The organism is Hymenobacter sp. UV11, assembly GCF_004684095.1.
In the GTDB taxonomy this organism is placed as follows: Bacteria; Bacteroidota; Bacteroidia; order Cytophagales; family Hymenobacteraceae; genus Hymenobacter.
Genome location: NZ_SRII01000002.1, coordinates 538469 through 564955, shown reverse-complemented (window position 1 = coordinate 564955; position 26487 = coordinate 538469). Strand labels below are relative to the sequence as shown.

Here is a 26487-nt window from a genome sequence, read left to right as displayed (position 1 = left end):
TCGTTACGGCTAGGTATTTAACCTCCACTGTTTCGCACGCAAGCTGCGCCTTATAGCCGCAGTAGCCTTTCACCACCAAGTATTCGGCTCTTCTTCTACAGCTGATAAATGCGCAGCCCCTGGGTGGTGACAAAGTACGCAGACTGGTCGCCGAGTAGCACCTGGCGCACGGTCGTTGCATCAAGGTCGGGGGGTAGGGCCTGGGTGCGCTCGGTCAGGTTATAAAGATGAAAGAAGTGGAGCTGCCCCTGCGCCAGATACACCAGCTCATCGCCCCGAAACGTGATGAAATCCAGGCCCGTAAAGGGCAGCTTCTTGCGGTAGTTACCGAGGTTATCAAACACGAAAATGCCGCTGGTGTGGTCCACCAGGTACACGTTGTTCTGGTATTGGCGCAGGAAGCGGAAGTCGGGCCGGCTGCGGCCGATGATGAGGTCGAGCGGCGTGCTTTGCACCACGCGCAGAGCCTGCGGGTCAAATTCGCGTAGCGTGAGGGCGCTCTCATCAAGCAGCCAGAGCAGGCCATCGGGGGCCAGCGTGGCCGTGCGCACGGTGCCGTCAATGTAGTCAGCCAAGCGGATTTCGCTCAGCGGCGCCAGGAAGCGGTCGAGCAGCAGCACTTGCTGCCGGTCGTCGTAAAAAACCAGCAGGCTATTCTGGTTCCAGGCCTCGATAACGGCGATGTGGCCGGGCTGGGCCGGCGAGTAGGTGTTCAGCGGCTGGCCGTCGCGGGCCAGCTGGCGCAGGTTGTTGTCTTGGTCGGCCAGGTACAGCGTGCCGCGCCGGTCGAGCGAGGCCACGCCGGGGTTGGGCAAGGCCAGTACTTTGGTGAGTTGCCAGGTGCCGGCGGCCGGCGTAGGCGCAGCGGGGCTTAGTGCCTGGCCGGGGGGGGTAGGAGCCGTTTCGACCGGGGCCACGCGGGCAGCGGGCGCCACCGAAGCCGCGCTGGGCACGGTTTGCGCCTGCGTGAATGAGGAATTAAGAAGGAGAAATGAGGTATTAAGTAATGCTAACCGTAGCCAGCGCTTCTTCTGAGCAATTCCTACTTCCTCATTCCCCCTTCTTAGTTCAGCCCTTAAACTCCCGCAGTACCAGCTCGTTGCCATCATACACACCGTAGGAACAATAATTGACCCATTCACCGAGGTTGATGTAGCGGCTGCCAGGGCCTACCGCCACGTCGAGGGGTAGGTGGCGGTGGCCAAATACGTAGTAATCGTGGTGTTGGCGCTGTTCGACCTCGCGGCAGTATACGAGCAGCCACTCGTCTTCGCCGAAATACGTAGCGTCGGCCGCGCCATTTTGCAGGCGCGAGTGGCGGCTCCAATGGCTGGCCATGCCAATGCCCAAGTTGGGATGAAGGCGCGAGAAGAGCCACTGCGTGAAGCGCGAGCTGAAAAGGGGCTTCATCAGGCGCTTATAGGCAAAATCACCGGGGCCCAGCCCGTCGCCGTGGCCAATGTAAAATAGCTTATTGCCCATGCGCTGCGACACCGGCTCGCGCAAAATCGGGATGCCCATTTCCTGGGTAAAGTAGCCAAACATCCACATGTCGTGGTTGCCCGTGAAGAGCGTGATGGGCAGGCCGCCATCGGTTAGCTCGGCCAGCTTGCCCTGCAAGCGGCTGAACCCACGCGGGATGGCGTGCTTATACTCAAACCAAAAGTCGAATACATCGCCCAGCAGGTAAATGGCCGCCGCGTCCTTAGCGGCCTCGTCGAGCCAGCGCACAATGCGGCGCTCGCGCTCGCGTGAGGTGGTAGCATCGGGCGCGCCCAAGTGAAAGTCGGAAGCAAAGTATACGCGCTGGCCGGGGGCCAGCGCCAGCGGCGGCAACTCAGGCAGCAGTTTCGGCGTCATCTTCAAGTAAGAACAGGCTGAGGCGGCGCGGACCATGCGCCCCCAGCACCAGGGTTTTTTCGATGTCGGCGGTACGGCTGGGGCCAGTCGTGAGCGACAGCATCGAGGGTAATGTGGCACCGTAGCGTGCCTGCACCACGCGCAGAGCGTCGCCGATTTCGGCTACTACCTGGGTGGGTCGGGTCAGCACCAGGTGCTGGTCGGGATAAATGCTGAGCCGCCGGCCGCTGGCCGTGGCCGGCGCCACTACAATGCTACCCGTGCGGGCCACCAGAGCCTCGCACGAAGTAAGCCCTGCGGCTGCTTGGGCCCGAAAATCGACCTCCGCAGCCTGAAAAGGCACTTCGGCCTGCCTCAACAAATCTTGTAGTGCGGGCTCCCACACGTAGAACTGCTGGCCGGGGGGTAGGCGCTCGGCCAGCCAGCTACGTAGGGTGGCACCGAGCTGAACCAAGCTTTCGCAATAAAAAAACTCGCCCCCAATGCGCTGGAAGTTCTCCGCAAATACCACGGCCAGGTCGGCCACGGGCAGCAGCGGATGCACCGGCGCGGTCCAATCGGGCGCGGGGGGTAGGGGCGCCGGGCCGGCCGCCAGGGCCGTGCGAATGCGGGCCAGCATCGTATCACGCGAAGAAGACATGGGCACAAAGGTAGGCCACACAAAAAAAGGCCAGCCTTGCGGCTGGCCTTTCAGTAGTATTCGGGGAAGCTAAACTGTTTCGGCTTCCGGCATTCCGGGCAGGTGCAGGGCCGGCAGGTCGCTGGTAGGCTCTTCGGGGTGCTCGGCGTGGCGCTCGCTGGCGGTTTCCGAGCGGTCGGTACCGGCCATGTGCGCCTGATAGTTGGTCTGGCCGCCGTAGGGGCGCTTGCCCACGAGGCGTTCCAGGTCATCTTGCAGCAGCACTTCCTTTTCCAAAAGCTCCTTAGCGATAACCTCCAGCTCGTGGCGGCGCTCGGTCAGCAACTCTTTGGTGCGGATATAGGCCTGCTCAATGATGTTACGCACCTCTTCGTCAATCATTTGCGAAGTTGCTTCCGAATAAGGCTTCGAGAAGCCGTACTCGTTCTGGCCCTTCGAGTCGTAGAACGATACGTTGCCGAGCTTAGAGTTCATGCCGTACATCGTCACGATGGAGTAGGCCATCTTGGTAATACGCTCCAGGTCGCTTAGCGCGCCGGTCGAGATTTTACCAAACACCAACTCTTCGGCGGCGCGGCCACCCAGGGCCATGCACATCTCATCAATCAGCTGCTCCGTATTATATAGGAACTGCTCCTTGGGCAAATACTGTGCGTAGCCCAAGGCGGCTACCCCCCGCGGCACAATTGATACTTTCACCAGCGGGTCGGTGTGCTCCAGAAACCAGCCAACAATGGCGTGACCAGCTTCGTGGTAGGCCACGATGCGCTTTTCGCCGGGGCTGATAATCTTGTTCCGCTTCTCCAGGCCACCGATTACACGGTCGATGGCGTCGGTAAAGTCTTGGTTGGTAATGAATTTCTTGTCGCGGCGGGCCGCGATGAGAGCGGCCTCGTTGCAGACGTTGGCGATTTCAGCGCCTGCGAAGCCCGGCGTTTGGGCCGACAGCTTTCTGGCATCCACGTCGGGGCCAAGAGTCAGCGGCTTGAGGTGCACCTGGAAAATCTGGGTGCGGCCGTTGATGTCGGGCTTGTCAATGCTAATCTGGCGGTCGAAGCGGCCGGGGCGCAGGAGCGCCGAGTCCAGCGTATCGGGGCGGTTGGTAGCCGCCAGGATGATAACGCCCGAATCGGTGCCAAAGCCGTCCATCTCTACGAGCAACGAGTTTAGCGTGTTTTCGCGCTCGTCGTTGCCGCCGGGCATGGCGCCCTTGCTACGCGAACGGCCCACAGCGTCAATCTCGTCAATAAAGATGATGCAGGGCGCCTTCGCCTTGGCTTGCTTAAACAAGTCACGCACCCGGGCGGCGCCTACCCCCACAAACATCTCCACAAAGTCGGAGCCTGAAAGCGAGAAGAACGGCACGTCGGCTTCACCTGCTACGGCCTTAGCCAGCAGCGTTTTACCGGTTCCGGGAGGACCTACCAGCAGTGCGCCTTTGGGGATTTTACCACCCAGGATGGTGAACTTGCTGGGGTTCTTGAGAAACTCCACAATCTCCTGCACTTCCTCTTTGGCTTCTTCCAGACCGGCTACGTCCTTGAACGTAATCTTCACTTTATCACCACCTTCAAAGAGGGCAGCGCGGCTTTTACCGATGTTGAAAATCTGGCCGCCGGGGCCGCCCGCGCTACTCATGCGGCGCATGAGGAACACGAACAGAATGATGCTGGCAATGATGAGCCCGTAGCCACTGATAAAGTCCACGATGCTTTGGCGCTCCGAGATATCGAGCGGCACGCGGTCGGCTACCGGCTTGTTGGCCTGAAGCTTATCGAGCTGCTCCTGAAATACTTTGGCGTCAAATACCGGGAAGAAATACTCGGCGCTGCGCTCGGCGGCAAAGGGACCGCGGTGGGCGGCCATGTCGCGCTGATACTCAGGCTTCTGCAGGGCAACTTTAGTCAGCCCAATCTCTACCAGCTGCTTGTTGACTACCGTGATGTCGTGCACATCGCCGGCGGCCAGCATCTGCTCAAATTTCTGTTGGTTGATTTTAACGGCTGAATTATAGCTCGTAAAATAGAACATGCCGGTGAATAGCACCAGCAGCCCCGCCATCACCCAAAGCTGCACTCCCGGCCGGGGCGAGGGGGTAGGCAGCGTCGGCTTGCGGCGTTTAGGCGTCGTATCAGACATAATAAAATTTACTTGAGTTGTACTAAGTCAATAGCAACCGCGCCGGACGGGCAAGGTTGCAGTAATACTACCAGTAGACGCAGCCGACGGCCCAATGCTTTAGCGCTGTACTACGTCGGCAGTATCTTCGATGCGCGTAATTTCGGCGTCGCCCCACAGCTCCTCCAGCGCGTAAAACTGCCGGCGGTCGCGTAGGAACACGTGCACTACCACATCTACATAATCCAACAGAATCCACTCGCGATTAGTGCGGCCTTCGCTTTGCCAGGGCGCCTGGCCCGTCACTTTTTCTACTTCCTCTTCTACCGAGCGAGCTAGGGCGTCGAGCTGCGTATCGGACGAAGCTGAGCAAATGATGAAATAATCGGCCACCGCATTCTTCAATTCTTTTAAATTGAGAACGACAATGTCCATTCCTTTACGGTCTTGCAGGCCGCGTACGGCTACGTCTGCCAATGTGTCCGAATCCTGCCGAACCTGAATGCTCTTCATAGAGTAAGTTTGCGTTGTTTACCTAGCTAATATACGACTGCTAACCTGCGTGGTCATCAGCCCTAATACCTTATTCACGGGCCAGCAGCTCATCTGGCTGCCCGCCTGCCCTTCTACTAACTTGGAAGCGCAACAACTGTTGCGCGAAAACCGGGCCAGCGAAGGCTGTACCGTCATAACGGACGACCAGTTTGCCGGCCGCGGCCAGCGTGGCAACCAATGGCAGGCCGCGCCAGGCGAAAACCTGACACTATCTGTCGTGTGGCTACCCACCTTTCTCGACGCGGGCCAGCAGTTTTTGCTGAGCCAGGCCGTGGCGCTGGGCGTGTTTGACTGGGCCACCGCCTTGCTACAACCCGCCGATAAGCTACGCCTGAAATGGCCTAACGACCTATATTTTGGCACCCAAAAATTCGGCGGTATTCTCATTGAGAACAGCCTGAGCGGGGCAAAGATTCAGTCCAGCATCGTCGGCATTGGGCTGAACGTGAACCAGCGGCACTTTGCCCTTCCCACCGCCACGTCGCTGGGTGCGCTCACGGGCCGCTACTTCCAGCGCGAAGCGCTGGCCGCCCGCCTGCTGGAGTGCTTGGAGAAGCGTTACCTCCAACTGCGCGCCGGCCAGGTAGGCGAGCTGCGCCGGGCCTACCTGGCCGCCCTCTACCGCTACCAGGAGTGGCACGAGTACGAGGTGGCCGGCCGCCGGGTGCGCGGCCAGATTGTGGGCGTGGAGCCCGACGGCCGCCTGGCCGTGGAGATTGGCGGCGCGGTGCAGCGCTTTGGCTTGCAAGAGATTAAGTACGTGCAGTAGCGCAAATCAGTAGCGCGAGCTTTCCAGTTCGTGCGCGCGCGCAGCGCGCATCGTCGTTTGCGCCGCGCGGTGCCGCCTGCTCGCTGCGCTCACCAGGGCAAAAGCACCAAAAGGTAAGTTAGCGAGCTTTGGGGATGGAAGAAGAAGTAGCGGATTTCTTTTGGCAGGTAACGGACTATCGGGTGGAGGGGCGCTGTCTACACGAGCTAAGCGATATTATTTGGCTGGTACTGTGCGGCTTACTGGCTGATTGCGAAGATTTTGAGCAGATTTATGATTACGCCTGTGACAAACACACCGTGCGCGCCCGGTTTCTGCGCTTGCCCGCCGGCATCCCCCTCGTCTTACACGTTGCAGCGGGTATTTAGCCGCCTGAATCCGGTCGAACTCGAAGCCAGTCTTACCCACTGGGGGCAGGACATCCTGCGGGTCCTGGCTGGGCAGCAGTTGGCCATTGATGGCAAACAGGTGCGCGGCACCTACCTGCCCGGCCAGCGCCAGGCCAGCGTGCAGCTGGTCAGCGTCTGGGCGACCAAACAGCGCCTGTGCCTGGCCCAAACCCAAGTGGTCAGCAAAGCCAACGAACTCGTCGCCATTCCGCAAGTGCTGGACCTGGTGGAGGTCGCCGGCAGCGTGGTGAGCATCGATGCCATCGGCTGCCAGCGCGCCATTGCTGCGACGCTGGTCGAGCGCCGCGCCGATTATGTGCTGGCCCTCAAGCAGAACCAACGGGCGCTCTTCGAGCAGGTACAAGCCCATCTGGCCCCGCTGCTGCGGCAGGAGCCGGCCTTTGTGAGCCGCGAGAAAGACCATGGCCGCGGCGAAGAGCGCCGGGTGTGGGTGAGCCGGGACCTGACCCTGGTGGAGGAAGCCGCCGACTGGGCGGGCCTGGCGGCGGTGGTCTGCGTACAGACCCGGCGCTGGCAGCAGGGGCGCGAGCAGCACAGTACGCGCTACTACCTGAGCTCGCTGGCGCAAGCGAGTGCGGGCGAGTTGGCGGGCTACGTGCGCGGACACTGGGGCATCGAAAACGACCTGCATTGGCACCTAGATGTCACCTTTGCCGAGGATGCCTGCCGGGTGCGCCAGGGCCACGCCCCACGCAACCTCTCGACCCTGCGTAAGCTCGCGCTCACCCTCTTACGACGCGAGCCAACGAAGATGAGTCTGCCACGCAAACGCAAGAAAGCGGCGCGTGATGATGACTATCTCCGACAACTGCTCTGCCAATTAGCTCCTCAGTCCCCAGACGCTAACTAACCTTTTGGTGCTTTTGCCCTGCTGCGCTCACGCACGAACTGGAAAGTTCGCGCTACATTCGCTCCATGCGCCACCGCCCGCTTTTTCGCATCGCCCTTGGGCTGGCCGCGCTGCTGGTGCTCGCTTTTTTGGCCGACCGCTGCTGGCCCCTACCCCCCCCGCCGCAGTACTCGCCGCTGGTGCTGGCCCAGGATGGCACCGTGCTGCACGCTTACCTCAACCCCACCCAAAAGTGGCGAATGAAAACCGAGCTGCCCGAGATTACGCCGGCGCTGCAAGCGGCCATTATTGCGAAGGAAGACCGGTATTTCCGCTACCATTTGGGGGTGAACCCGGTGGCTATTGTGCAGGCAGCGGGGCGCAACCTGCTGGGCCACGGCCGCACCACGGGTGCCAGCACCATTACCATGCAGGTGGCGCGGCTGCTGGAGCCCAAAGAGCGAACCTTCCGCAATAAACTGCTCGAAATACTGCGCGCCGGGCAGCTGGAGGCCCATTTTAGCAAGGCGGAAATTTTGCAATTATACCTCAACCTGGTGCCCTACGGCTCCAATATTGAGGGCGTAAAGTCGGCGGCGCTGCTGTATTTCCAGCAGCCACCCGACTACCTCTCGCTGGCCCAAACCGTGACGCTGGCTATTATTCCGAACCGGCCGGCCGGGCTGGTGCTGGGCCGGGATAACGCGCAGATTGTGCGCGAGCGCAACCGCTGGCTACGGTATTTTGGGCGCCAAAAGCTCTTTCCGGCCCAGGATATTGCCGATGCGCTGCTGGAACCACTCGACGCCCGGCGCCACCCGGCCCCTACCCTGGCCCCGCACCTGGCCCGGCGGCTGGTGCAAAGCCAGCCGGGCGCGGCCCTCGTGCGCAGCACGCTGCGGCCCGCCACCCAGGCCAAGGCCGAAAACCTGGCCCGCAACTATGTGCGCCGGCTGGCTACGCTGGGCATTTCGCAGGCCGCCGTGTTGGTCGTGAACAACCAAACCCACGCCGTGGAAGCCTACGTGGGCTCGGTCGATTTTCAAGATAATAGCACCCTGGGGCAGGTTGATGGCGTGCGGGCGGTGCGCTCGCCGGGCTCTACGCTCAAGCCGCTGCTCTACGGCCTGGCCTTCGACCGCGGCCTGCTGACGCCCAAAACCGTGCTACCCGACGTGCCTACCAACTTCCAGGGTTTCCGGCCCGAAAACTTCGACAAGCACTGCCAGGGCGAGGTGACGATGGAGCGGGCCCTCACCTACTCGCTCAACATTCCGGCGGTGCGGGTGCTGGCCGAGGTGGGCGTGGAGAAGCTCACTGGCACGCTGCGAAAAGCGGGCTTCCGGCAGGTGGCGCGCGACGCGCCCCGGCTGGGCCTGAGCACCATACTCGGCGGCTGCGGCGCCACGCTCGAGGAGTTAACGGGCCTGTATTCGGCGCTGGCGAATGGGGGTAGGTGGCAGAAATTAAAAATTATAAATGAGGAATTAAAAATTGACCCGACTGCGGCGAAGAAAGGGACAGCAGCGAAACCCACCCGGCAATCTTTAATTATTAATTCCAAATTCTTACTTAGCGAAGCGTCCGCCTACCTGCTCACCGACATCCTGGCCCAACGCACCCGGCCCGACCTGCCAATTGATGCCGCCGCCGGCCGCCACCTGCCGCGCATTGCCTGGAAAACCGGCACCAGCTACGGCCGCCGCGACGCCTGGAGCCTGGGCTACAACCGCCAGTACACCATTGGGGTATGGGTGGGGAATTTCAGTGGGCAGGGCAGCCCGGCGCTGACGGGGGCCGACGTGGCCTCGCCGCTGCTGTTTGATTTATTTAACGCCCTGGCCTACAACGGCGCGGGCGATTGGTTTGCCCCGTCGGCCAGCCTCGATTTTCGGCTGGTTTGCGCCGAAACCGGCCTGGTACCCGGCGATAATTGCCCCACCCAGCTGCTCGATTATTACCTGCCCGGCGTGTCGGGTGGCCAGCGCTGCCAGCACCAGCAGGAGGTGCTGACCTCGGCCGATGGCCGCTACAGCTACTGCCGGGCCTGCGCGCCGGCCAGCGGCTACCGCCGCACGCTGTTCCCGAATGTGCGGCCCGAGGTGCTAGCTTTCCGCGAAAGCCAGGGGCTGCCCACGCGCCGCCTACCCCCCCACAATCCAGCGTGCCGCCTGGTGCGCGGCGCCGAGGCGGCCGGCACCACCGGGCCGGAAGCCGCGCCGCTACTGGCCATCACCTCGCCCGCCGCCCACGCCGAATATGTGCTCAACGCCGCCGAAAAGCCACAATTGCTGCTCAGCTGCGCGGCGGCCGGCGAAGTGCACCAGGTGTACTGGTACGTGAACGACCGGTTTCTGCAAGCCGCCCCGGCCACGGCGCGGGTGTTTTTTCGGCCCCAGCCGGGCGAGGTCAAAATATCCTGCGCCGACGACCACGGCCGCACCGTGAACGTGCGCGTGCTGGTGCGCGAGCTGTAGCGGCATCGCCTTACCCCCCTCGCCAAGCAGGAAACTACAGGACGCGGCCCGCCCCTACCCCCCTGAACTTGGCGGTAGTTCGCTGCCTTTCCCCTTGCCATTCCCGCCCATGCGTGCCTTTGCCCTCGCCGTTTTTTGCCTGTTGAGTTTGCTGCTGCCTTGGCTGGCCCCCGCCCAGCCCGCTCCCCAAAAGCAGGTGCAGTACCTCTCGGGCCGCGACAATACGCACACCGTGGCCTGGGATTTTTACTGCACCGGGGGCCGCAAGAGCGGCTATTGGACGACTATTCAGGTGCCTTCGTGCTGGGAGCAGCAGGGATTTGGTTCCTACAACTACGGGCGCGACTACAAGACCTACGGTAAGAATTTTCGCTTTGCCGACGAGCAGGGCAAGTACAAATACAGCTTTTCGGTGCCGGCCGGCTGGCGTGATAAAACGGTGCAAATCGTGTTTGAAGGCGCCATGACCGACGCCGAGGTGCGCGTGAACGGCCAATTGGCAGGCCCTACCCACCAGGGTGCATTCTACCGGTTTAAGTATGATATCAGCCCGCTACTGAAGTTCGACGCGCCCAATCAATTGGAGGTGACGGTGAGCAAGATGTCGGCCGATGCCTCGGTGAACAACGCCGAGCGGCTGGCCGACTATTGGATATTCGGCGGCCTGTTCCGGCCGGTGTACCTGGAAGCTACGCCCAAGTCGTTCATCCCCTACACCGCCATTGATGCCAAAGCCAGCGGCGCTTTCACTGCGAATATTGGCCTGCGCGGCCTCACGCAAGCCACTGACGTTAAGGTCGAAATATTCGACGCGGCGGGCAAAGTGGTGGGCACCGCCACCGGCCGCGCCGCCACCACCGATACCGTGGTGCAGCTGCGCACCCAGGTCCCTACCCCCCTAACCTGGACGGCCGAGACGCCGCGCCTCTACCGCGCCCGCTTCACGCTGCGGGCCGCCGGCCAGCCGCTGTACCAGACCACCGAAACCTTCGGCTTCCGCACCATTGAGGTGCGGCGCGGCAAGGGCATTTTTGTGAACGGCACGCAGATAAAAATGAAGGGCACCAACCGCCACAGCTTCTGGCCCGAAACAGGGCGCACGCTCAACGATTCTATTCAGCTGCTGGACGTAGAGCTCATCAAAGAGATGAATATGAATGCGGTGCGGATGTCGCACTACCCGCCCGACGCACAGTTTCTGCACCTCTGCGACTCGCTGGGGCTGTACGTGCTCGACGAGCTGGCGGGCTGGCAGAAGGCCTATAGCACCGCCGCCGGCCGGCCGCTGGTGCGCGAAATGGTGCGCAAGGACGCGAACCACCCGAGCATTATTTTCTGGGACAATGGCAACGAGGGCGGCACCAACCCGGCGCTCGACGCCGAGTTTGCGCGCTACGACTTGTCGAACCGGCCCGTCATTCACCCCCACCACCGGCCGGGCAACGCGCACAGCGGCATCGACTGCAACCACTACGAGAACTACTACAGTACCAAGCAGATACTCGCCGACTCGCTCATCTACATGCCCACCGAGTTCCTGCACTCGCAGGACGATGGCGGCGGCGGCGCGGCCCTGGCCGACCTTTGGGACCTGCACTGGCACGCCCCACGCTCGGGCGGCGGCTTCCTGTGGGCGCTGATGGATGAGGGCATCGTGCGCACCGACCAGCGCAATATCATCGACGTGAACGGCGTGAATGCGCCCGACGGCGTGCTGGGCCCGCACCGCGAAAAGGAGGGCAGCTTCTTCGCCATTCGGGAAATTTTTTCGCCCATTCATATTGACTTAAAGGAGCTGCCGGCCAAGTTCAAGGGCCGCGTACCGGTCGAGAACCGCTACCATTTCACTAACCTTAGCCAGTGCTTTTTTCAGTGGGAGCTGGTGAATTTCCGCCGGCCGGGCGAAGTTTTCGCGGGCTATACTACGCTGAAAAAGAGCCGCATCACCAGCCCCAGCGTGGCCCCGCTCGCCACCGGCCAGCTCGACCTTAAGCTACCCACTGACTGGCAGCGCTACGATGCCATCGTGCTCTCGGCCTACGACCCACAGAAGAACCTGGTGCTGCAATGGACCTGGCCAACCGGCGCCAACCTCGCCCTGCTGCGCGACGTGCTACCCGCCCCTACCCCCCTCGCCAGCCAGCAAGCAGCCAAACAGCTGGCCACGCCCGCCCTCCCCCCCGTGGCCGTGACGGAAACCGACAGCCTGCTGACGCTGCAAGCCAGCAACATTACGGTCACGTTCAGTAAGCTGACCGGTCGCATTGGGCAAATAAAAGGTAACAACGGCGACAAGCTCAGCTTTGGCGGCGGGCCGGTGCTGGTGGGCGCGGCGGCGCCGTTTCAGGGCTTGGCGCACCATGCCGAGGGGGGTAGCGAAGTGGTGGAGGTGCGCTACCAGGGCGCCCTCAGCAGCGTGCGCTGGGCGATGAGCCCCGACGGCTGGCTGCGTCTCGACTACGCCTACGACCTGCCCAAGGGCGACTACCCCGCCGCCGGCCTCACATTTACCTACCCCGAAAACTACGTCCTCAGCGCCAAGTGGCTGGGCAAGGGTCCCTACCGCGTGTGGAAAAACCGCCTCGCCGGTCCCACCCTCAACGTGTGGGAAAATCCCTACAACAACACCCAAACCGGCGCCGCCCCCTGGCTCTACCCCGAGTTCAAAGGCTACTTCGCCGACGTGGCATGGCTGGAAATGAACACCGTGGAGGGCAAATTCCTGGTCGCCAGCCCCGATAAGGAACTGTTCGTAAGGTTGTTTGATTTCTACGGCTTGTCGGGGCCAATGTCCGCGCCAGCCCTGCCACCGGGCAATTTGTCGTTTCTCGACACCATTCCGCCCATCGGCACCAAGCTGGCCCTCAACCTCGATAACAACACCAAAAACCTGGGCCCACTGAGCGAGGCCAACCACCTCGGCGGCCCGGTGCGGCGCACGCTCTACTTCTACTTCGGCATCGCCAAAACCACCGGCAAGCCTCAACCCTATGTGGTGCCGGCCAAGAACGACCTGTTCTAGTAGTCTCCTATTGCTATCATCCGTCATGCTCATCTGGCGTCCGCTTGTTGAAGCATCTCTACCGCGTAAGTAATCAAGACGAATGCAACGCAGCGGTAGAGATGCTTCGACAAGCGGACGCCAGATGAGCATGACAATAGTAGAAAAAACCTGCCTTTACGGCATTTTTTGCAGGCCTTCCCAGCGCACATGCCAGCTTTTGGGTATGCCGGGGTTTTCTTCCTGGCAGCCGTCGTAACCGGCGCACATGAGTGCCACGGCCGCGAGCAGGCCGCCGTTGCCGGGCAGGTAGAGGGGTAGGCGGCCTTCCTGGTAGTTGTGGCCGTTGGGCAGGTAGGTGTTGGTGCGCACCGGCATGAGCAGCGCGTCCACGGCCTTTTCGGGCAGGCCGAGGCGGGTGGCGGTCATGGCGGTGAGGGGGAAATCCCAGCCCCAGGTTTTGTCCCAGCTCCAGTCTTGCCAGATGAGGTCGAAGGTGCGGCGCATAGTGGCCAGGTCCTGCTGGCCGGTGGCGGGCAGGAAGCCCAGGGCCCCCAGCACGGCGGGGTGGTCGGTCAGGTATTCGGGGTTGGAGTAGGAATCGGGCGCGCTTTCGGCGGCCAGGTACACGCCGTTGGCTTCGGGGAGTTTGGCGAGTTTGGCCAGCACATTGTCCCACTGGGCATTGCGGGGCTGGCCCTGACGCTCGTGCCACTTTTGGGCGGTTTCGAGAGCCCAATGCCAGTACACCAGCTCGAAGGTGGGGTTAAATGTATCCTCCGCCTTGAAGCGCTCCTGCGCCGGAATCACGCCCTTACCCAGGATATAGCGACCTTTTTCTTTCTCAAAGAAGGGGTAAGAAGCGATGAATTCGGCCGTCTGGCTCACCCGTTCCTGATACAGCTTGAGCGTAGCCGCATTGGGGTGGGCGCGGTAGGCTTCTTCGGCAAAATAGATAGTGTGCGGCTGCTGCCAGATGAGAAACGCGCCCACCGACGACGGGCCCTCGGCACCCCAGGGGTCGGTCATTTTCTGCCAGCGCCAGCCGGCGTAGCCCTGCCGCTGGGCAATGGCGCGGGCCTCGGCCTGCACGTCGGGGCGGGCGTACCAAGTCAGGCTTTTTTCCAGAATTTCGGGCCGGCCCCAGAGCGCGAAGTGCGCCGCGTGCCACCAGTGCATTTCGAGGTGCGGCCGGCCGTACCAGCTATTGAGCAGCAGGCCAGTCTCTTGCGGCGGCTGCGAGCCGGCATTGTGCATGCGCGTCAGATATTGCGACAGCACCACGCGGCGCTCCAGCTCGGCGGCGCGCGGGTCGGTATTACCGCCAAAATCGACTGCACCGCCGCTACGCCAGAAGGCCAGCCACTGCTGCCGGCTATTGGCGCGGGTGGCGGCGAAGGTGGGCGCGGCGGCGATTATTTTGTGGGGCGCAAACTGAGCACTCACCTCCAGCACAGCGCTGACGCGGCCGGGCGTGAGCACGAATTCGTGGGGCCGGCCGGGGGCCAGCTTTGCCGGGGCCGACCACGCCAGGGCCACAAAATAGCGCGTGGTGTCGAGCTGGTGTGTGAGCAAGGCGCGGCCGGCCTGCTGCGCGGCAAGGACCGATTTATGCGCCTCGTTGTGCGAATAATCGGTGCCCATATCGGCCCAGGCGGCGGTCGGAAACGGAAAGCGCAGCGCCACGCGCAGCCGGCCCGTTTTCAGCAGCGCCGACTCCACGCGCACGGCCACGGCATCCTGCGTTTGGTGGCCCACGGTGAGCACGTCCACCCCTACCCCCTCCATAGCGAAGTGGCTCCGGATTTCGCCCGTCCACGGGTTCAGCTCCTGATGAATATCTTTAATATCCTGAATGATAGCCGGCTGGCCGTTTTTCTTCACAATCACGAAGCCCAGGTTGCCCAGCTGCAAGCGATGCGGGTTGGCGCGGAAGTAGTCCACGGCCTCTTTGTTACCGGGCGTTTTCACCTGCACCGAGTAGCTGACCGGTCGGCCGTTGAGGGTGTAGGTGCGCAGGCTTTGGTCAAATTTGTAGCCCTCCTTATTGGAAAAACGGTGCCAGCCCCACTCCGACTCGGTGCCGAGGGGTAGGCCCTTTTCGTAGTGCAGCGGGAAGGTTTGCAGGCCCGTCACATCGGCGGTGAAGGCGAACCGGCCGTTACCCACGGTGAGCGAGTTGAGTGAGTCGGTATTCGTGACGTGCACTTTGTGGCGCTCCACTACCGCCTGCCGGTCAATGGGCGTGGGCTGCGCGGCGAGGGGTAGGGCAGTAAGTAGTAAGAAGCCCAGCCGGGTCGCCTCACCCCCCAGTCCCCTCTCCAAAAAAGAGGGGGAGCCGGACGTCATTTTTATGGTTGAAGAATAATTTTTCATAAAATCAAGCGATTACTTCTATAATCGGCTGGCTCCCCCTCTTTTTTGGAGAGGGGGCTGGGGGGTGAGGTTCTCCCGCTTGGGTTCACCGCCCTAGCGTCACGCTCATTAGACCAATAACTACATCATTAGCCAGGGCCTTTACGGTGAGGCTTTTGAGTTGCTTGCCGGGGTCGAGCGGCAGCTCCAGCACCGTGGCCGCGCCGCCATCAATGGCGCGGGTACTGTAGCCTTTAATACTGGTGTACTGGCTGAAATCCTTGGTGATGAGGCCGGTTTTGAGGTGGACGCGGTAGGGCTTGGGGGCTCCAATTTGAAAGGCAAAGCCGTCCTCCGCGTAGTCCTGCTCGATGGGCCACCAGGTGTCGGGGTTGCGCAGGAGCAGCGTGGCGGTAGTGCCATCGGCGTAGGCGATTACTACTTCCCCGTTAACAAATTGGCTTTGCATGGCGCTGGTGCTACCGGCCAGCAGCAGCACGGCGCGGGCGGCGCGGCCGCGCAGCGGCACGGTGGCCTGGCGCGGATAATTATCCCACTGCGACACGAACAGGATATTCTTCGCCCCTACCCACCCCGGCGTGCGCAAAGGAACCCCATTCGGCAGCCGGATTTCGTTCTGTCCGCCCGCCAGTTGGCGCAGGCCGCTGTCGTCAATGTTGGCCTGAATGAGGGGGTAGCACCAGTTGCCGATGCCCTGGGTGGGCAGCTCCAGCGTAGCCGTTTCGGCGCGGGGCGCGAGGTAGTTATGCTGGAAAATCTGCGTCACCCGGTCATTATAAGCAGCGCTGAGGTCAATGGTTTCCCAAGTGGTAGGCGTGGCTGAAGCAGCTTGAGCGGCGGGCATTAGGGGTTTTTGAACCGTGGTTTTCAGCGGTTCCCACCACGTCAATTCCCCTTGTTTCAGCTGCGCGAAAGCCGTGCGCCCGCCGGCCACTCCGGCCACCTGCGCCGTGAGGGTGGAGCCGCTGACTTGCGGCTGGCGAAGCACCTGCTGCGGGTTCGCAATAGCGCCGATGCGGGCGTGAGTAAACGCGGCCGTGAAGGCTGCGCCCATCGCCAGCATTTGCCCGGCCGGCGCGGCGTCGGGCGCGGCGCCCTGCCACGCCACTTCGACCACGTAGCGGGGGGTAGGCGCGCTGCTGACTTCGATAAGCGGCCGCCCCACGGCGGCGGCCACCGTGCGCCAGCGGGCGGGCCGGCCGTTCACCGTCACCGAAACAACGTGGTCGGCCAGGGCGGGTACTTGCAGCTGGAGCGCCAGCAGTTTCGGGAGCCGCTGGGCCACGGTGTACGTTTCGCGCGGGCCCTGGCGGCGGTAGCGAAACGTAATATCGGGCACTTTCAGGGAGGCTGAGTCCCAGGCGGTGGGTAGGCCGGGGCGCACGCGCAGGGTGTCGTGCAGGGCGTCGGGGCGCAGGCCAAACAGGCCCTCGACCAGCGAGCGGGCGGCCACGCCGATGGGGTCGGCAAAGTCGCGGTATAGCTCGCCGCGGTTGGCGTCGTAGAACGAAATCTGCTGGAAATTGCCGGGGCTGCTGCCCAGGTACATGCTTTCGAGCAAGGCGCTTTTCCAGAGTAAAAAGGCATCGTCGCGGCGGCCGGCTTGCCAGTAGCCCAGCGTCATGTGCAGGTTTTCAGCCAGCACCACGTTGTTCAGCGACCAGTCGTAGGGTTGCCAGTTGGTGGTCGAAAGCAGGTAGTAGCCCGCATCGGGCAGCCCGGCGGCCCGCACCGGAATGTGCGGAATCTCGGTATCGACGTAGCGCGTGGCCTGGTAGGCCTGGAAGGCATCGGGCACCGCCGAATCGAGGGCGTGGTAGATGGTCCAGAGGCCGGCGCTGGGGTGCAAGGCCTTCCGCCCCAATCTATCCTGATACTCGGCGTACCAGCCCAGCGCGGGCAGCCAAAGCCGGCTTTGCAGGGCCCGGTGAATGCGGGCGGCCTCTTGGCGATAGGGCGCGGGGTCGGCCCCGAGCAGCGCGGCCAGCTCAGCGGCTTGTTGGTTGGCGAAGTAATTATAGGCCGACGTGTGGGTCACGGCGCCGCCGCTGTATTGCAGCGCGTCGCTGGCCCAAATGGCGGCGTAGGCATCGTAAAGGCCGTCGCCGTCGGGGTCAAAATTGCGCTTCTCCCAGGCCAGGTGGCGCTGTATAACCGGCCACATCTCGCGCCCGAAAGCCAGGTCGCCGGTCCAGCGCAGGTGGCGCAGCAGCGCGTCGATGAACACCAGGTTCATATCGTAGTGGTGAGGCCGAAAATCGCCGCCAGGATTGCGGCTGATGTAGCCGCTGCTGAACACCGCCGTGCCCAGCTGCTCCAGCTGCCGGGCCAGGTGCCGGGCCGTATCGGGCACTACCGGGCCGCTGGCGGGGGCGGTGAGCTGCGACTGCGCGTAGCTGCGAAAATGCAGCGCGGCGCGGTCGCTCCAGCCCAGCGGGTCGGCGGCGTAGGGGCCGCGCCAGCCGTTGAGGCGGATGCGCCAGGCCACCGCGCCGTGCAGGTATGAGGGCGCCTCCCAAATGGCATCGGCGGCCACCGCCAGGGCCCCGCCCAGCGTGTTCAGGTAGGGGTCGGGCGTGCTGATTACCACCCGGGCCGCCAGCGCCGCGCGGGCCACCTCGGCACGGGTAAATGCGGCCGGCAATTCCTTATAGATTAAAATTTTAGCTCCCTCCGGCTTCTGCACCGCGAAGTACAGCGCCTCGCCAGCGCGCACCGGCCCTACCCCCACCACCACCGGCGCGGCCGAGGTGGCCGCCGACGCCAGCAGCTGCGCCGGCGACGCCTGCTGCGCAGCATCGGCCAAGCGGAGTTTAGCCGCGGGCGGCCCTACCCCAGCCAAAACCTTGGGCGCGAGCGGAGTGGGCGGCGCCACTTTGGGCGGCTTATCCCCTACCCCGTACAACAAACTGAACGTGCTGCCGGCCAGCGTAAAAACATTGCCCTGGCAATATTCCGGCTTCAGGTAAAAGCTCGATTCGGGGTCAGCGCCGAGGTCGCCGTCGCGGCTGAATTTCTTGCCCGACGCGCCGCCGAAGGCCCACAGCAACTGCACGTTTTTGGCCGGTACGTTTTCAACCTGCACCTTAATTACTACCCCTTCGGCATCGGCTAGGGCCTGCACTTCGAGGTGCAGCCGGCCGGGGCCTAGCAGCGGGTCGGTGATATCGTACAGCATCAGGCCCGGCCGGTAGCGGGCCGTGATATTCTCGGCCTGTATCAACCACTTGCTCTGGCCGTTGGCCAGCAGGCCGAATTTCAGGTTGCCGCCCATACCGGGCAGATAGAGAGCAAACTCGGGCAGGTCGCCGGCCTCGACGCGGAAGGCGGTGTGGGTGCCGTACAGGGCACGGTTGAAGCGGTGCGTACCGTTGGCGATGACAAAATCAGTGCCCTCGGGACGGTAGCGCAGCGTGCGTGGTTGGTTGTGCCACAACGGGGGGGTAGGCGCGGGCTTCGCCTGCCCTACTTCCCTCAGCAGCAGCCAAGCCAGCAGCACGCCGAAATATTTCATCATCAAGTGCATAGGCTACGGGGTGGGTGCGGCGGCCGGCTTTTCATATACCTCCACTTCGACCAAACCAAGCGTACCGGGCGGGCCGGGCTGGTCGGTGGCGGCGGTGGGCACCTTCGGGGTTTCCAGCTCCATGATATTGAAGGCGTCCTTGGCCTGGGTCTTGCCGGCCAGCTCGATGCGCAGCCGCTGGCCGGTGCGCGCCGGAAAAACGGCCGTGAAATACCCCAGGCTGCGCTCGCTGGTACCCCGGAACACCTCCTGGCCATCCACCAAAATGCGTAGCGGGTAGGTGCTGGTGCGCCAGCCGGTCAGCTTCAAGGCCACCTGACTGATGGCAGCGGGCCGGGCCAGCGCGTACTCAATCCAGGGCTGGGCGTCCCGGCGACCCGAAATCCACTCCGATAACTCGTTGTCGTCGAAGCTAAAAGCCGCGTTGGCCGCGTTGGAGCTAGCCGTGACGGCGACAATCGGCACCGCCACCCGCGACACCACGTACGACGGCCCCGCCGGGGTAGGGCCGCGGTCCAGCCGCGCCGGCAGGTCGGCGCCCGGCAGCTGGGTAGCCAGGCCGTGCTGCACCAGCACCGGCTGCGATTTTAATTTAATTGCCGCCGGCTTCAACCCGTCGGCAGTGGCCGTGAGGCCAATGGTCCCGGCCTGCGTGGTGGTGCGGATGAGCACCCGATTCGCGCCCCCTTCTACAGGCAAAGCCTTGGATAAGACGTAGTTGCCGGGGCCTTGGGCGAGGCCGCCGCGCCACTCGGCTGGACCACTCAGACTAAAGCTGACCAGGTTGAGCGCCGTGGGGCAGCGGTGACCCTGGGCGTCCACGGCTTCCACTTGCACCAGGGCGAGGTCGGCGCCGTCGGCGTGCAGGCCGGCGGGGCCGGTCATCGGGGTGAGGCGCAGGGACACGGCGGGACCGGCGGTCTGGTGCTCGGCTTCGCTCACGGATTTGCCAGCCGCATCATAGCTCACGGCGCGCAGCGTGCCAGGCTGCCAGGCCACATCCTTGAAAGTGAACAGGAACCGGTGGCTCTGCTGCCCGAAACCCAGCGACTTGCCGTTGAGAAACAGCTTGACTTTTTCGCCGTTCGACACCACGTCCACGTTCTTCACTACCCCCGCCGCGTAGTTCCAATGGCCGATAATGTGCGTGCGCGAGTGCTCCGGCTCGACCCAGCCGTCCCACATTACTTGGTGAGCAAAAAAGCCGTCTTTGGCGATGCGCAGGGCATCGACTTCGCCGCTGCGGCGGTAGTTTTCTTCGCCCCGGTAGTGCGTGTTGGTGTCCGAAAACACGATGTTGACGCCGCCCGCGCTGCTGCGGGTGCCGGTGCCAGGCCGCTCGTGCCAGTAGTCGTACCAGCGCATGACGTCCTCGCGGGCCTGCGAGTCCTGGTTGCGGTTGTACTCGGCCGCGCTGGCACCTTTGTAGGGCGGGCCGGCGCCATCTTTATGGTAGGGCGGCGTCAGTTCGTCCCAGTATTTGCGCAGGGCCTCGTCGCGCGAGTACTCCATGGCCCACAGCGGCTTACCGGCGCTTTTGTTGATGTAGAGCATCTCGCCGCCGTACTCCGCCTGCGCAATATCCAGCATCTCGCGCGAGCCGATGGCCCTACCCCCGTGCGGGTCGTACTGGTCCCGAATGTCCTTCAATTCCTGCATGTGGGCGGCGCTGATGCTCTCGTTGCCGCACTCGTAAAACAGGATGCTGGGGTTATTGCGGTTGTAAATGATAGCGTCGCGCATGAGTTCCAAGCGCTGGCCCCAGCGGCGGTCGGCCACGTCTTTTTCGGCGTCGCCGGCGGGCATAGCCTGCGGCAGCCCTACCCTATCGCACGACTCGATGTCCTGCTTCCAGGGCGTGACGTGCATCCAGCGCACCAGGTTGGCGTTGCCGCTCACCATCAGGCCGTTGCTGTAGTCGCTCAGCCAGGCGGGCACACCCAGGCCTACGGCGGGCCACTCGTTGCTGGTGCGCTGGGCGTAGCCGTGCACCTGCATCACCCGGTCGTTCAGCCGGATGAGGCCGCCGGCAAACTCCGTTTTACGAAAGCCAGTGCGGGTTTTAACTTCATCAACTACCTTATTGTCAATTACTAATCGAGTAGAAACCGTGTATAAATAGCCGTAGCCCCAGCTCCAGAAGTGCAGGCCCGCCAGCGGGGCGCGGGCGCGCACGGTGGCAGTTTGGCCGGGGGGTAGGGAGGTTTCGCCGCCGCGCAGCGTGCCGATAATTTTACCTTCGTTGTCGGCCACCGTGGCTTCGAAGCGAAAGGTGCGGGGCCCTACCCCCTCGTTTTTCACCTGCGCTTCGGCCACCACCGTGGCCCGGCCGGCCGCCACGTCGAAGCCCTGGGCGTAGACGTACACGCCCGTGGTACCCAGCGCCGAAAACAGCGGCAGCGTCTGGTGCAGGGAGTCCATTAGGTGCAGGCGCACGTTTTTGGGAATGCCGCCGTAGTTGGCGTTGAAGTTGCGGTTGCTCCACTGGTAGGCCTGGCCGGTGGCTTTCTCCTTGTAATCCCAGTCGTTGTCGGTGCACACGGCCAGCACGTTGTCCTGACCTGCGGGCTGCAAAAAGGGCGTGAGGTCGTAGCCCACGGCCATCACGCCGTTTTCGTGGCGGCCCAAGGCATGGCCGTTCAGGTAAAACTCGCCCGCTAGCCGCACGCCCTCAAACTCGATAACCACCCGCTGCCCCGCCGCCCCGGCCGGCAGCCGGAAGTGCTTGCGGTACCAGGCCACGCCGGTGCTCAGGTCCTTGATGTCTTTGCTAAACGCCTCGTCCTCGTTCCAGGCGTAGGGCAGCGTCACGGCTTTCCAGCCTTTGTCGTCAAAGGTGGAGGTAGCGGCCTCGGCGGGGTCACCCACCAGCACGCGCCAGCCGGGGTTAAAGTTGTAGGTGGTGCGGCCGGCGGCCAGCGCGGGGGTAGCCAGGCTGCCCAGCCACAGCAGGCACAGCCACCACACCGAACAGCGCCACTGGCAAGAACTTGGGCTCAGCATAGGGGGTAGGGTGGGAAAAGGATAGACGAAGAAAACGCGCTCGCCCGCGCTTACTCTCCTGTACTGTGGCGCCCGGCGGCCACGCACAAGCCCGGCCTTCGCAGAAGTATCTTCTACAAAGGCCGGGCTTGTAGCAGGGCGCCGGGAAATACCAGGTTAGTAGCCGGGGTTCTGGTCGTAGAGGCCGGGGGCCGAGCTGAGCTCGACCTGCGGCACGGGATAGAGCAGCAGGTTGCTGGTGATGGGGCGGGTGATTTTGTTGTTCACGTCGTCCTTGGGCACCCAGGCGTTCATCACGGTCAGGGCCAGGCCCGAGCGCATGAGGTCGTTCCAGCGCAGGTTTTCGCCGGCAAACTCGCGGCGGCGCTCCTCCATCAGGCTTTCCAGGGTGAGGGTGGTGAGGGCCGGCTGGCCGGCGCGGGTGCGGATGGGCGTGAGCAGCGTGGCGGCATCGGTGGCGGTGCCGCCTACCCCCCGCACCAGGCATTCGGCCTTCATCATGAGGATATCGGCGTAGCGCAGCGCGATGTAGTTGATGCCCCAGTCGGTGCGGCTCACGCCCTTGGCGGCCACGTTCACATACTTTTTGCAGAAGGGCCGCACGTCCGTAATATTCTGGTAAGTGTAGCCGGTCTGGATGTTGAAGGTCTTGCGCAGGTCGGTGGCGGCGTAGGACGTATTCACCAAGTCATTGGAGCAGGGCTTGATTTCGACCGAGCCGGCCGTGAAGGTGAGGCCCAGCAGGCCGTAGTAGCCATCGGGTACCACCACGTTGGGAAATGAGCCGCCCACCGAGCCGTTGGCAATGTATTGAATATCAAACAGCACCTCCGAATTATTCTCGGCGGTGGGCGAAAAGATGCCGGCGTAGGTGGGTTGCAGGGCGTAGCGGGCCGTGCCGCGGGCGGCAATAATATCGTCGAGCAGCACCGCTGCCTTGTCGTACTCGTTGCTGGCCAGGCCGGGGCCGTTGATGCCGTAGGTGGGGCCCGAGCGGGTGAGGTACACCTGCGCCAAAATGCCCTTGGCGGCGCCCGCCGTGGCCCGGCCAATGTTATTGCCCGTGTACGACACCGGCAGGTTGGCAATGGCCGTTTGCAGGTCGGAAATGATGAGCGCATACACGGCCGGCACGTCGCTGCGCGGAATCGTGCTCACGTCCTGCGGCAGGAGCGACTTGTCAATGACGGGCACCTTGCCAAACTTGCGCACCAAATCGAAGTACATAAAGGCCCGGATAAACTTGGCCTCGCCCTCGTAGCGGGCCCGCAGCGAGCCGGCCACCGCGCCGTTGGCGGCCAACTGGTCGAGCAAGGTATTGGCCCGAAAAATGGCCGAGTAGTCCGAGGCCCAGGCGTCGGACACGTAGGGGTTGATGGGCAGCAGCGAGGCCGAGAAGTTGTTGATGGGGTCCCAGTCGCGCGAGCCGATGGCGCTGATACCGTAGATGTTATCCGAGCGCAGCTCCGAGAGGATAACCTCGCGGTCGGGGTAGCCGCGCAGCTGGCTGTACACGGCCGTCATGGCCTGGTCAAAGTCGGCGGCCGTCTTGTAGAAATCTGGCACCGAGCCGTTCGAAATCGGCGTTTGGTCCAGGTCCTTTTCGCAGCCGCCCAGGGCCAGCCCGCCGGCCAGGGTTAAGAGGAAGAAGAGACGTTTCATGGGAATTCGGGAGGGGGGTAGGGAGCGAAATTGCCCGCGCCTAGAAAGTGAGGTTGAGGCCCAGCACGAGCGTTTTGGCCAGCGGCAGCCCGCCGTAGTCCGAGCCCGACACGAAGGTGCCGGTGTTGCTGGTGTTGACAGCGTCGGGGTTGAGGCCGCCGTAGTAGCTGTCGTGGCCGAACCAGTTTTCGGCCGTCACATACACGCGGGCGCCCTGGGCAATGCTCTTCTTGATAACCAAACCCAGGTCGTAGCCCACCGTGATGGTGCGCACCCGGTAGTAGTCCGACGAGTACAGCCAGTCGGTGTTGCGGATGAAGCCGAAGCTGCCCGTGGCCTTACCCTTCACGCCCGCGCCGGGGTTGTCGGCTGAGAACCAGCGGTCGCGCACGCGGCCCAGGGCATTCTCTTTGTAGCCCACGCTGGTGCGGTCGATGGCCCTACCCAGGGTCGAGTAGATGGAGCCCCCGCTTTGGCCCTGAATGAGGAAGCTCAGGTCGAAGCCCTTGTAGCGAAGCGTGTTGGTCATGCCGTAGGTATAGGTGGGGTTGGGGTTGCCCACCACCTGGCGGTCGTTGCTGTCAATTTTGCCGTCGCCATTGAAGTCCTCGTACTTGGCGTCGCCGGCCGTTTCGGCGCCAAACAAGGCCGCCTTGCCATCGATATCAGCCTGGCTAAGAATACCCGTTTGCTTCACCACGAAGATGCTATAGATGGGTAGGCCCACCTTCAGGATGTTGCTGGGCGTGTCGAGGCCGTTGGGCACCTCAATGGTGGCATCGCCGGGGCCCAGGTGCACTATCACGTTCTCGTTGTGGCTCAGGTTGAAGGAGGTGCTCCAGGAGAGCGCGCCCTCCAGGTTGCGGGTGGTCAGTTCCAACTCCCAGCCCTTGTTGCGCACTTCGCCGATGTTCACCAGGTTGGTGCCGAAGCCGGCGGCCGTGGGCACGGGCACGTTCAGCAGCAGGTCCTGGCTGGTTTTGGTGTAGTAGTCGGCCGAGGCGATGATACGGTTCCGCAAGAAAGCCACGTCCACCCCGAAGTCCACGGTGCGGTTGCGCTCCCACTTCAGCAGCGAGTTGCCCACCTTATTGGGCGCCTGGCCGGTTACCTGCACGCCCGAGGTGCCCCCGAAGGCGTAGTTGGCAAAGCCCAGCGTCGAAATGCTGCTGTAGTCGCCGATGGTGTTGTTGCCGGAGTAGCCCAGGCTGGCGCGCAGCTTCAAGTCGCTCAGAAAAGTAACGGGCTGCAAGAACGACTCTTGCGAGATGCGCCAGCCCACCGAGGCGGCCGGGAAAATACCCGCCCGGTCTTCGAAGCCGAAGCGCGAAGAGGCATCGCGCCGCACGCTGGCCGAGAGCAAATATTTGCCATCGTAGGCGTACTGCAAGCGGCCAAAGTACGAGAGTAGCACGCTCTGGGTCTCGGTGGTGAAGTTGCTACCCGTGCCCGAAATGTTGGTGGCCGCATTCAGCGTCGTCACCGTATTGTTGATGAAGCCACCCGACGAGGCCAGGGCCACGTTGTCGAGCTTGGCAAAGTTGTAGGAGTAGCCCACCAGCGCCGAAAAGTCGCTCTTGCCAAACACCCGGCTGTAGGTGGCCGTGTTCTCGTTCACGAAGGTTTGGCGGCGGTAGGCGCTATACGAGCCCGAGGCCAGCGAAGTGGCCAGGGCGCGGGTTGGCGGCTGGTACGACTTCGACGTCACGTCGTAGTTGTCGAAGTTGAGGGTCGAGCGCAGGCGCAGGCCGACGATTGGCTGCAGCTCGGCAAACACGGTGCCCAGGGTCCGGAACGTGCGCGTGTCGCCGATGAAGTTGTTGATGACGGCAATGGGGCTGGCCGTGCTCACGCCCCAGCGGTAGGGGTCGTTTTTGCCGTAGCCCGTGTTCACGCCGGCCGTATCCTCCGCAACCGGGGTTTCGGCCAGCAGCTGGTGAAAGCGGTTGTCCTTGCCCTCGATGCCGGGGTCTGTCGAGATGGAGTAGGTCGGGGTCAGCGTCAGGCCAAAGCGCAGCTTGTCGCTGGCCTTCACTTCCACGTTGGCGCGGGCGGTGTAGCGCTTGTAGTCAAGGCCCTTGGCAAAGCCCTGCTGGTCGTTGTAGTTGCCCGACACATAGTAGTTTACGTTGTCGGTAGCCCCGGCGGCACTCACCTGGTAGTTCTGGCTGAGGCCGGTGCGGTAGAGCTGGTCCTGCCAGTCGATGTACTGCAAGCCGGGGTGGCCGGGCAGGGCCCAGCGGTCGTCGAGCATCAGGTCGGGGTTCACGTTGTTGCCCGTGAGGCCCAGCAGGGCGCGGCGCTGGGCGGTGGTTTGGTCGGCAGTGCGGCCCGCCGCCGATTTCACCCAGTTGTTGTTGATAATCTCGGTGGCTTTAGCGGCCCACTCGTCGCCGTTGAGCAGGTCGAGCTTTTTGGCCGCCCGCGAGCCACCGGCGTACATGTTCACGCTAATCTGGGGCTTGCCGAGGCGCCCGCGCTTGGTGGTGATAATCACTACCCCGTTGGCCGCCCGCGAGCCGTAGATGGCGGCGGCGGCGGCGTCCTTCAGCACCTCAATCTTGTCAATGTCGTTGGGGTTGATGTTGTCGAGCGGGTTGCCGGCCCCGAAGCGGCCGTTGCCGCTGGCGGCCACGCTTTCCAGCGGGAAGCCGTCAATGACGTACAGCGGCTCGTTGCCGGCCGAGATGGAGCCCGCCCCGCGCACCTGAATGCTGAAGGGCCGGCCCGGCACACCCGACGTTTGCTTGACCTGCACGCCCGCCAGCTGGCCCACCAGCGCCTGGTCGACGCGGGTAATGGGCCGCTCTTCGAGCTTGCGGGCGTCGAAGGTGGCGATGGCGCCCGTCACGTCGGCGCGCTTTTGGGTGCCATAGCCCACCACCACCACGTCGTCGAGGCTCTTGGTATCATCCACCAGCTTGATGCTGATTTTCTCGGGGCCGCTGAACTTCCGTTCCTGCGTTTGGTAGCCGATAAAGCTAAAAACCAACGTACCCGCCGTTTGGGGCACGGCCAGCGAAAAGCCACCGTCGGGCCCCGACGTGGTGCCCTGCGTGGTGCCTTTGAGCACCACCGTAACACCGGGCAGGCCCTCGCCGGTGGGCGAGGTAATGCGGCCTGTGAGCGGCCATTCGGCCACGGCGCGCGGGTGGGCGGCGTGGGCCAGCACGGCCGCAGGGGCCGCCCCCGCCAGCAGGGCGGGCAGGCAGCAAAGCAGCACGCGGCGGGTAGGCCAGGCGTAGCGTTTTTTCATGGGGG

15 protein-coding genes are annotated in these 26487 nt (G+C 63.2%); 5 read left to right on the top strand and 10 right to left on the bottom strand.

The genetic code is table 11. The features are described from left to right. Positions 1 to 95: 95 nt before the first annotated feature. The 5 genes from E4631_RS04865 to rsfS form a co-directional block, all read right to left on the bottom strand. Complete coding sequence (locus E4631_RS04865; RefSeq protein WP_133658616.1) at positions 96 to 953, bottom strand: hypothetical protein; 858 nt, start codon at positions 951 to 953, stop codon at positions 96 to 98. A gap of 115 nt (positions 954 to 1068) precedes the next feature. Then, the gene (locus tag E4631_RS04860) at positions 1069 to 1860 is read right to left on the bottom strand and encodes a UDP-2,3-diacylglucosamine diphosphatase (protein WP_133658617.1); all 792 of its coding nucleotides are present in this window, start codon (positions 1858 to 1860) and stop codon (positions 1069 to 1071) included. Further along, complete coding sequence (locus E4631_RS04855) at positions 1838 to 2500, bottom strand: lactate utilization protein (protein WP_133658618.1); 663 nt, start codon at positions 2498 to 2500, stop codon at positions 1838 to 1840. Before E4631_RS04855 ends, E4631_RS04860 begins: the two co-directional genes overlap by 23 nt. Positions 2501 to 2569: 69 nt before the next feature. After that, positions 2570 to 4639: an ATP-dependent zinc metalloprotease FtsH gene (gene ftsH / locus E4631_RS04850; RefSeq protein WP_133658619.1), complete on the bottom strand. Its 2070-nt coding sequence runs from the start codon at positions 4637 to 4639 to the stop codon at positions 2570 to 2572. A gap of 99 nt (positions 4640 to 4738) precedes the next feature. Next, positions 4739 to 5131 (bottom strand): ribosome silencing factor, encoded by a 393-nt coding sequence (rsfS, locus tag E4631_RS04845; RefSeq protein ID WP_174805469.1) that lies wholly within the window; start codon positions 5129 to 5131, stop codon positions 4739 to 4741. A 49-nt stretch (positions 5132 to 5180) separates the two neighbouring features. Between rsfS and E4631_RS04840 the strand changes: the two genes are divergently transcribed. From E4631_RS04840 to E4631_RS04820, 5 genes are all read left to right on the top strand, one after another. Further along, positions 5181 to 5942: a biotin--[acetyl-CoA-carboxylase] ligase gene (locus E4631_RS04840; RefSeq protein WP_317129122.1), complete on the top strand. Its 762-nt coding sequence runs from the start codon at positions 5181 to 5183 to the stop codon at positions 5940 to 5942. A 134-nt stretch (positions 5943 to 6076) separates the two neighbouring features. Continuing rightward, a complete protein-coding gene (locus E4631_RS04835) occupies positions 6077 to 6310 on the top strand; it encodes a transposase family protein (RefSeq protein WP_133659057.1) in 234 nt (77 codons plus the stop codon). Then, positions 6294 to 7202 carry an ISAs1 family transposase gene (locus E4631_RS04830; protein ID WP_167797025.1) on the top strand — a complete coding sequence of 303 codons (909 nt, stop codon included), beginning with the start codon at positions 6294 to 6296 and terminating at the stop codon, positions 7200 to 7202. The genes E4631_RS04835 and E4631_RS04830 overlap by 17 nt, the downstream gene beginning before the upstream one ends. Before the next feature lie 65 nt (positions 7203 to 7267). Further along, positions 7268 to 9658 (top strand): penicillin-binding protein 1C, encoded by a 2391-nt coding sequence (gene pbpC, locus E4631_RS04825; protein ID WP_133659772.1) that lies wholly within the window; start codon positions 7268 to 7270, stop codon positions 9656 to 9658. A 109-nt stretch (positions 9659 to 9767) separates the two neighbouring features. After that, positions 9768 to 12680: a glycoside hydrolase family 2 TIM barrel-domain containing protein gene (locus tag E4631_RS04820; RefSeq protein ID WP_133659773.1), complete on the top strand. Its 2913-nt coding sequence runs from the start codon at positions 9768 to 9770 to the stop codon at positions 12678 to 12680. A 156-nt stretch (positions 12681 to 12836) separates the two neighbouring features. Here the strand turns inward: E4631_RS04820 and E4631_RS04815 are convergent, their stop codons facing one another. The 5 genes from E4631_RS04815 to E4631_RS04795 form a co-directional block, all read right to left on the bottom strand. Continuing rightward, entirely contained in the window at positions 12837 to 14984 is a 2148-nt protein-coding gene (locus E4631_RS04815) for a hypothetical protein (RefSeq protein ID WP_240734665.1), read from the bottom strand. Between the two features lie 136 nt (positions 14985 to 15120). Next, the gene (locus tag E4631_RS04810; protein ID WP_205704201.1) at positions 15121 to 18552 is read right to left on the bottom strand and encodes a DUF4450 domain-containing protein; all 3432 of its coding nucleotides are present in this window, start codon (positions 18550 to 18552) and stop codon (positions 15121 to 15123) included. A gap of 12 nt (positions 18553 to 18564) precedes the next feature. Next, the gene (locus tag E4631_RS04805; protein ID WP_133659776.1) at positions 18565 to 21564 is read right to left on the bottom strand and encodes a sugar-binding domain-containing protein; all 3000 of its coding nucleotides are present in this window, start codon (positions 21562 to 21564) and stop codon (positions 18565 to 18567) included. A gap of 156 nt (positions 21565 to 21720) precedes the next feature. Further along, entirely contained in the window at positions 21721 to 23226 is a 1506-nt protein-coding gene (locus E4631_RS04800; protein ID WP_133659777.1) for a RagB/SusD family nutrient uptake outer membrane protein, read from the bottom strand. Positions 23227 to 23266: 40 nt separating this feature from the next. Further along, positions 23267 to 26482 carry a TonB-dependent receptor gene (locus E4631_RS04795; protein WP_133659778.1) on the bottom strand — a complete coding sequence of 1072 codons (3216 nt, stop codon included), beginning with the start codon at positions 26480 to 26482 and terminating at the stop codon, positions 23267 to 23269. Positions 26483 to 26487: the final 5 nt, after the last annotated feature.

Bases quoted from the DNA above. Each gene is read 5' to 3' on its own strand.
- ftsH (WP_133658619.1), bottom strand. From the start codon at position 4,639: ATGTCTGATACGACGCCTAAACGCCGCAAGCCGACGCTGCCTACCCCC.
- E4631_RS04835 (WP_133659057.1), top strand. From the start codon at position 6,077: ATGGAAGAAGAAGTAGCGGATTTCTTTTGGCAGGTAACGGACTATCGG.
- E4631_RS04805 (WP_133659776.1), bottom strand. From the start codon at position 21,564: ATGCTGAGCCCAAGTTCTTGCCAGTGGCGCTGTTCGGTGTGGTGGCTG.
- E4631_RS04810 (WP_205704201.1), bottom strand. From the start codon at position 18,552: ATGATGAAATATTTCGGCGTGCTGCTGGCTTGGCTGCTGCTGAGGGAA.
- E4631_RS04855 (WP_133658618.1), bottom strand. From the start codon at position 2,500: ATGTCTTCTTCGCGTGATACGATGCTGGCCCGCATTCGCACGGCCCTG.
- E4631_RS04860 (WP_133658617.1), bottom strand. From the start codon at position 1,860: ATGACGCCGAAACTGCTGCCTGAGTTGCCGCCGCTGGCGCTGGCCCCC.
- E4631_RS04800 (WP_133659777.1), bottom strand. From the start codon at position 23,226: ATGAAACGTCTCTTCTTCCTCTTAACCCTGGCCGGCGGGCTGGCCCTG.
- E4631_RS04795 (WP_133659778.1), bottom strand. From the start codon at position 26,482: ATGAAAAAACGCTACGCCTGGCCTACCCGCCGCGTGCTGCTTTGCTGC.
- E4631_RS04820 (WP_133659773.1), top strand. From the start codon at position 9,768: ATGCGTGCCTTTGCCCTCGCCGTTTTTTGCCTGTTGAGTTTGCTGCTG.
- rsfS (WP_174805469.1), bottom strand. From the start codon at position 5,131: ATGAAGAGCATTCAGGTTCGGCAGGATTCGGACACATTGGCAGACGTA.
- pbpC (WP_133659772.1), top strand. From the start codon at position 7,268: ATGCGCCACCGCCCGCTTTTTCGCATCGCCCTTGGGCTGGCCGCGCTG.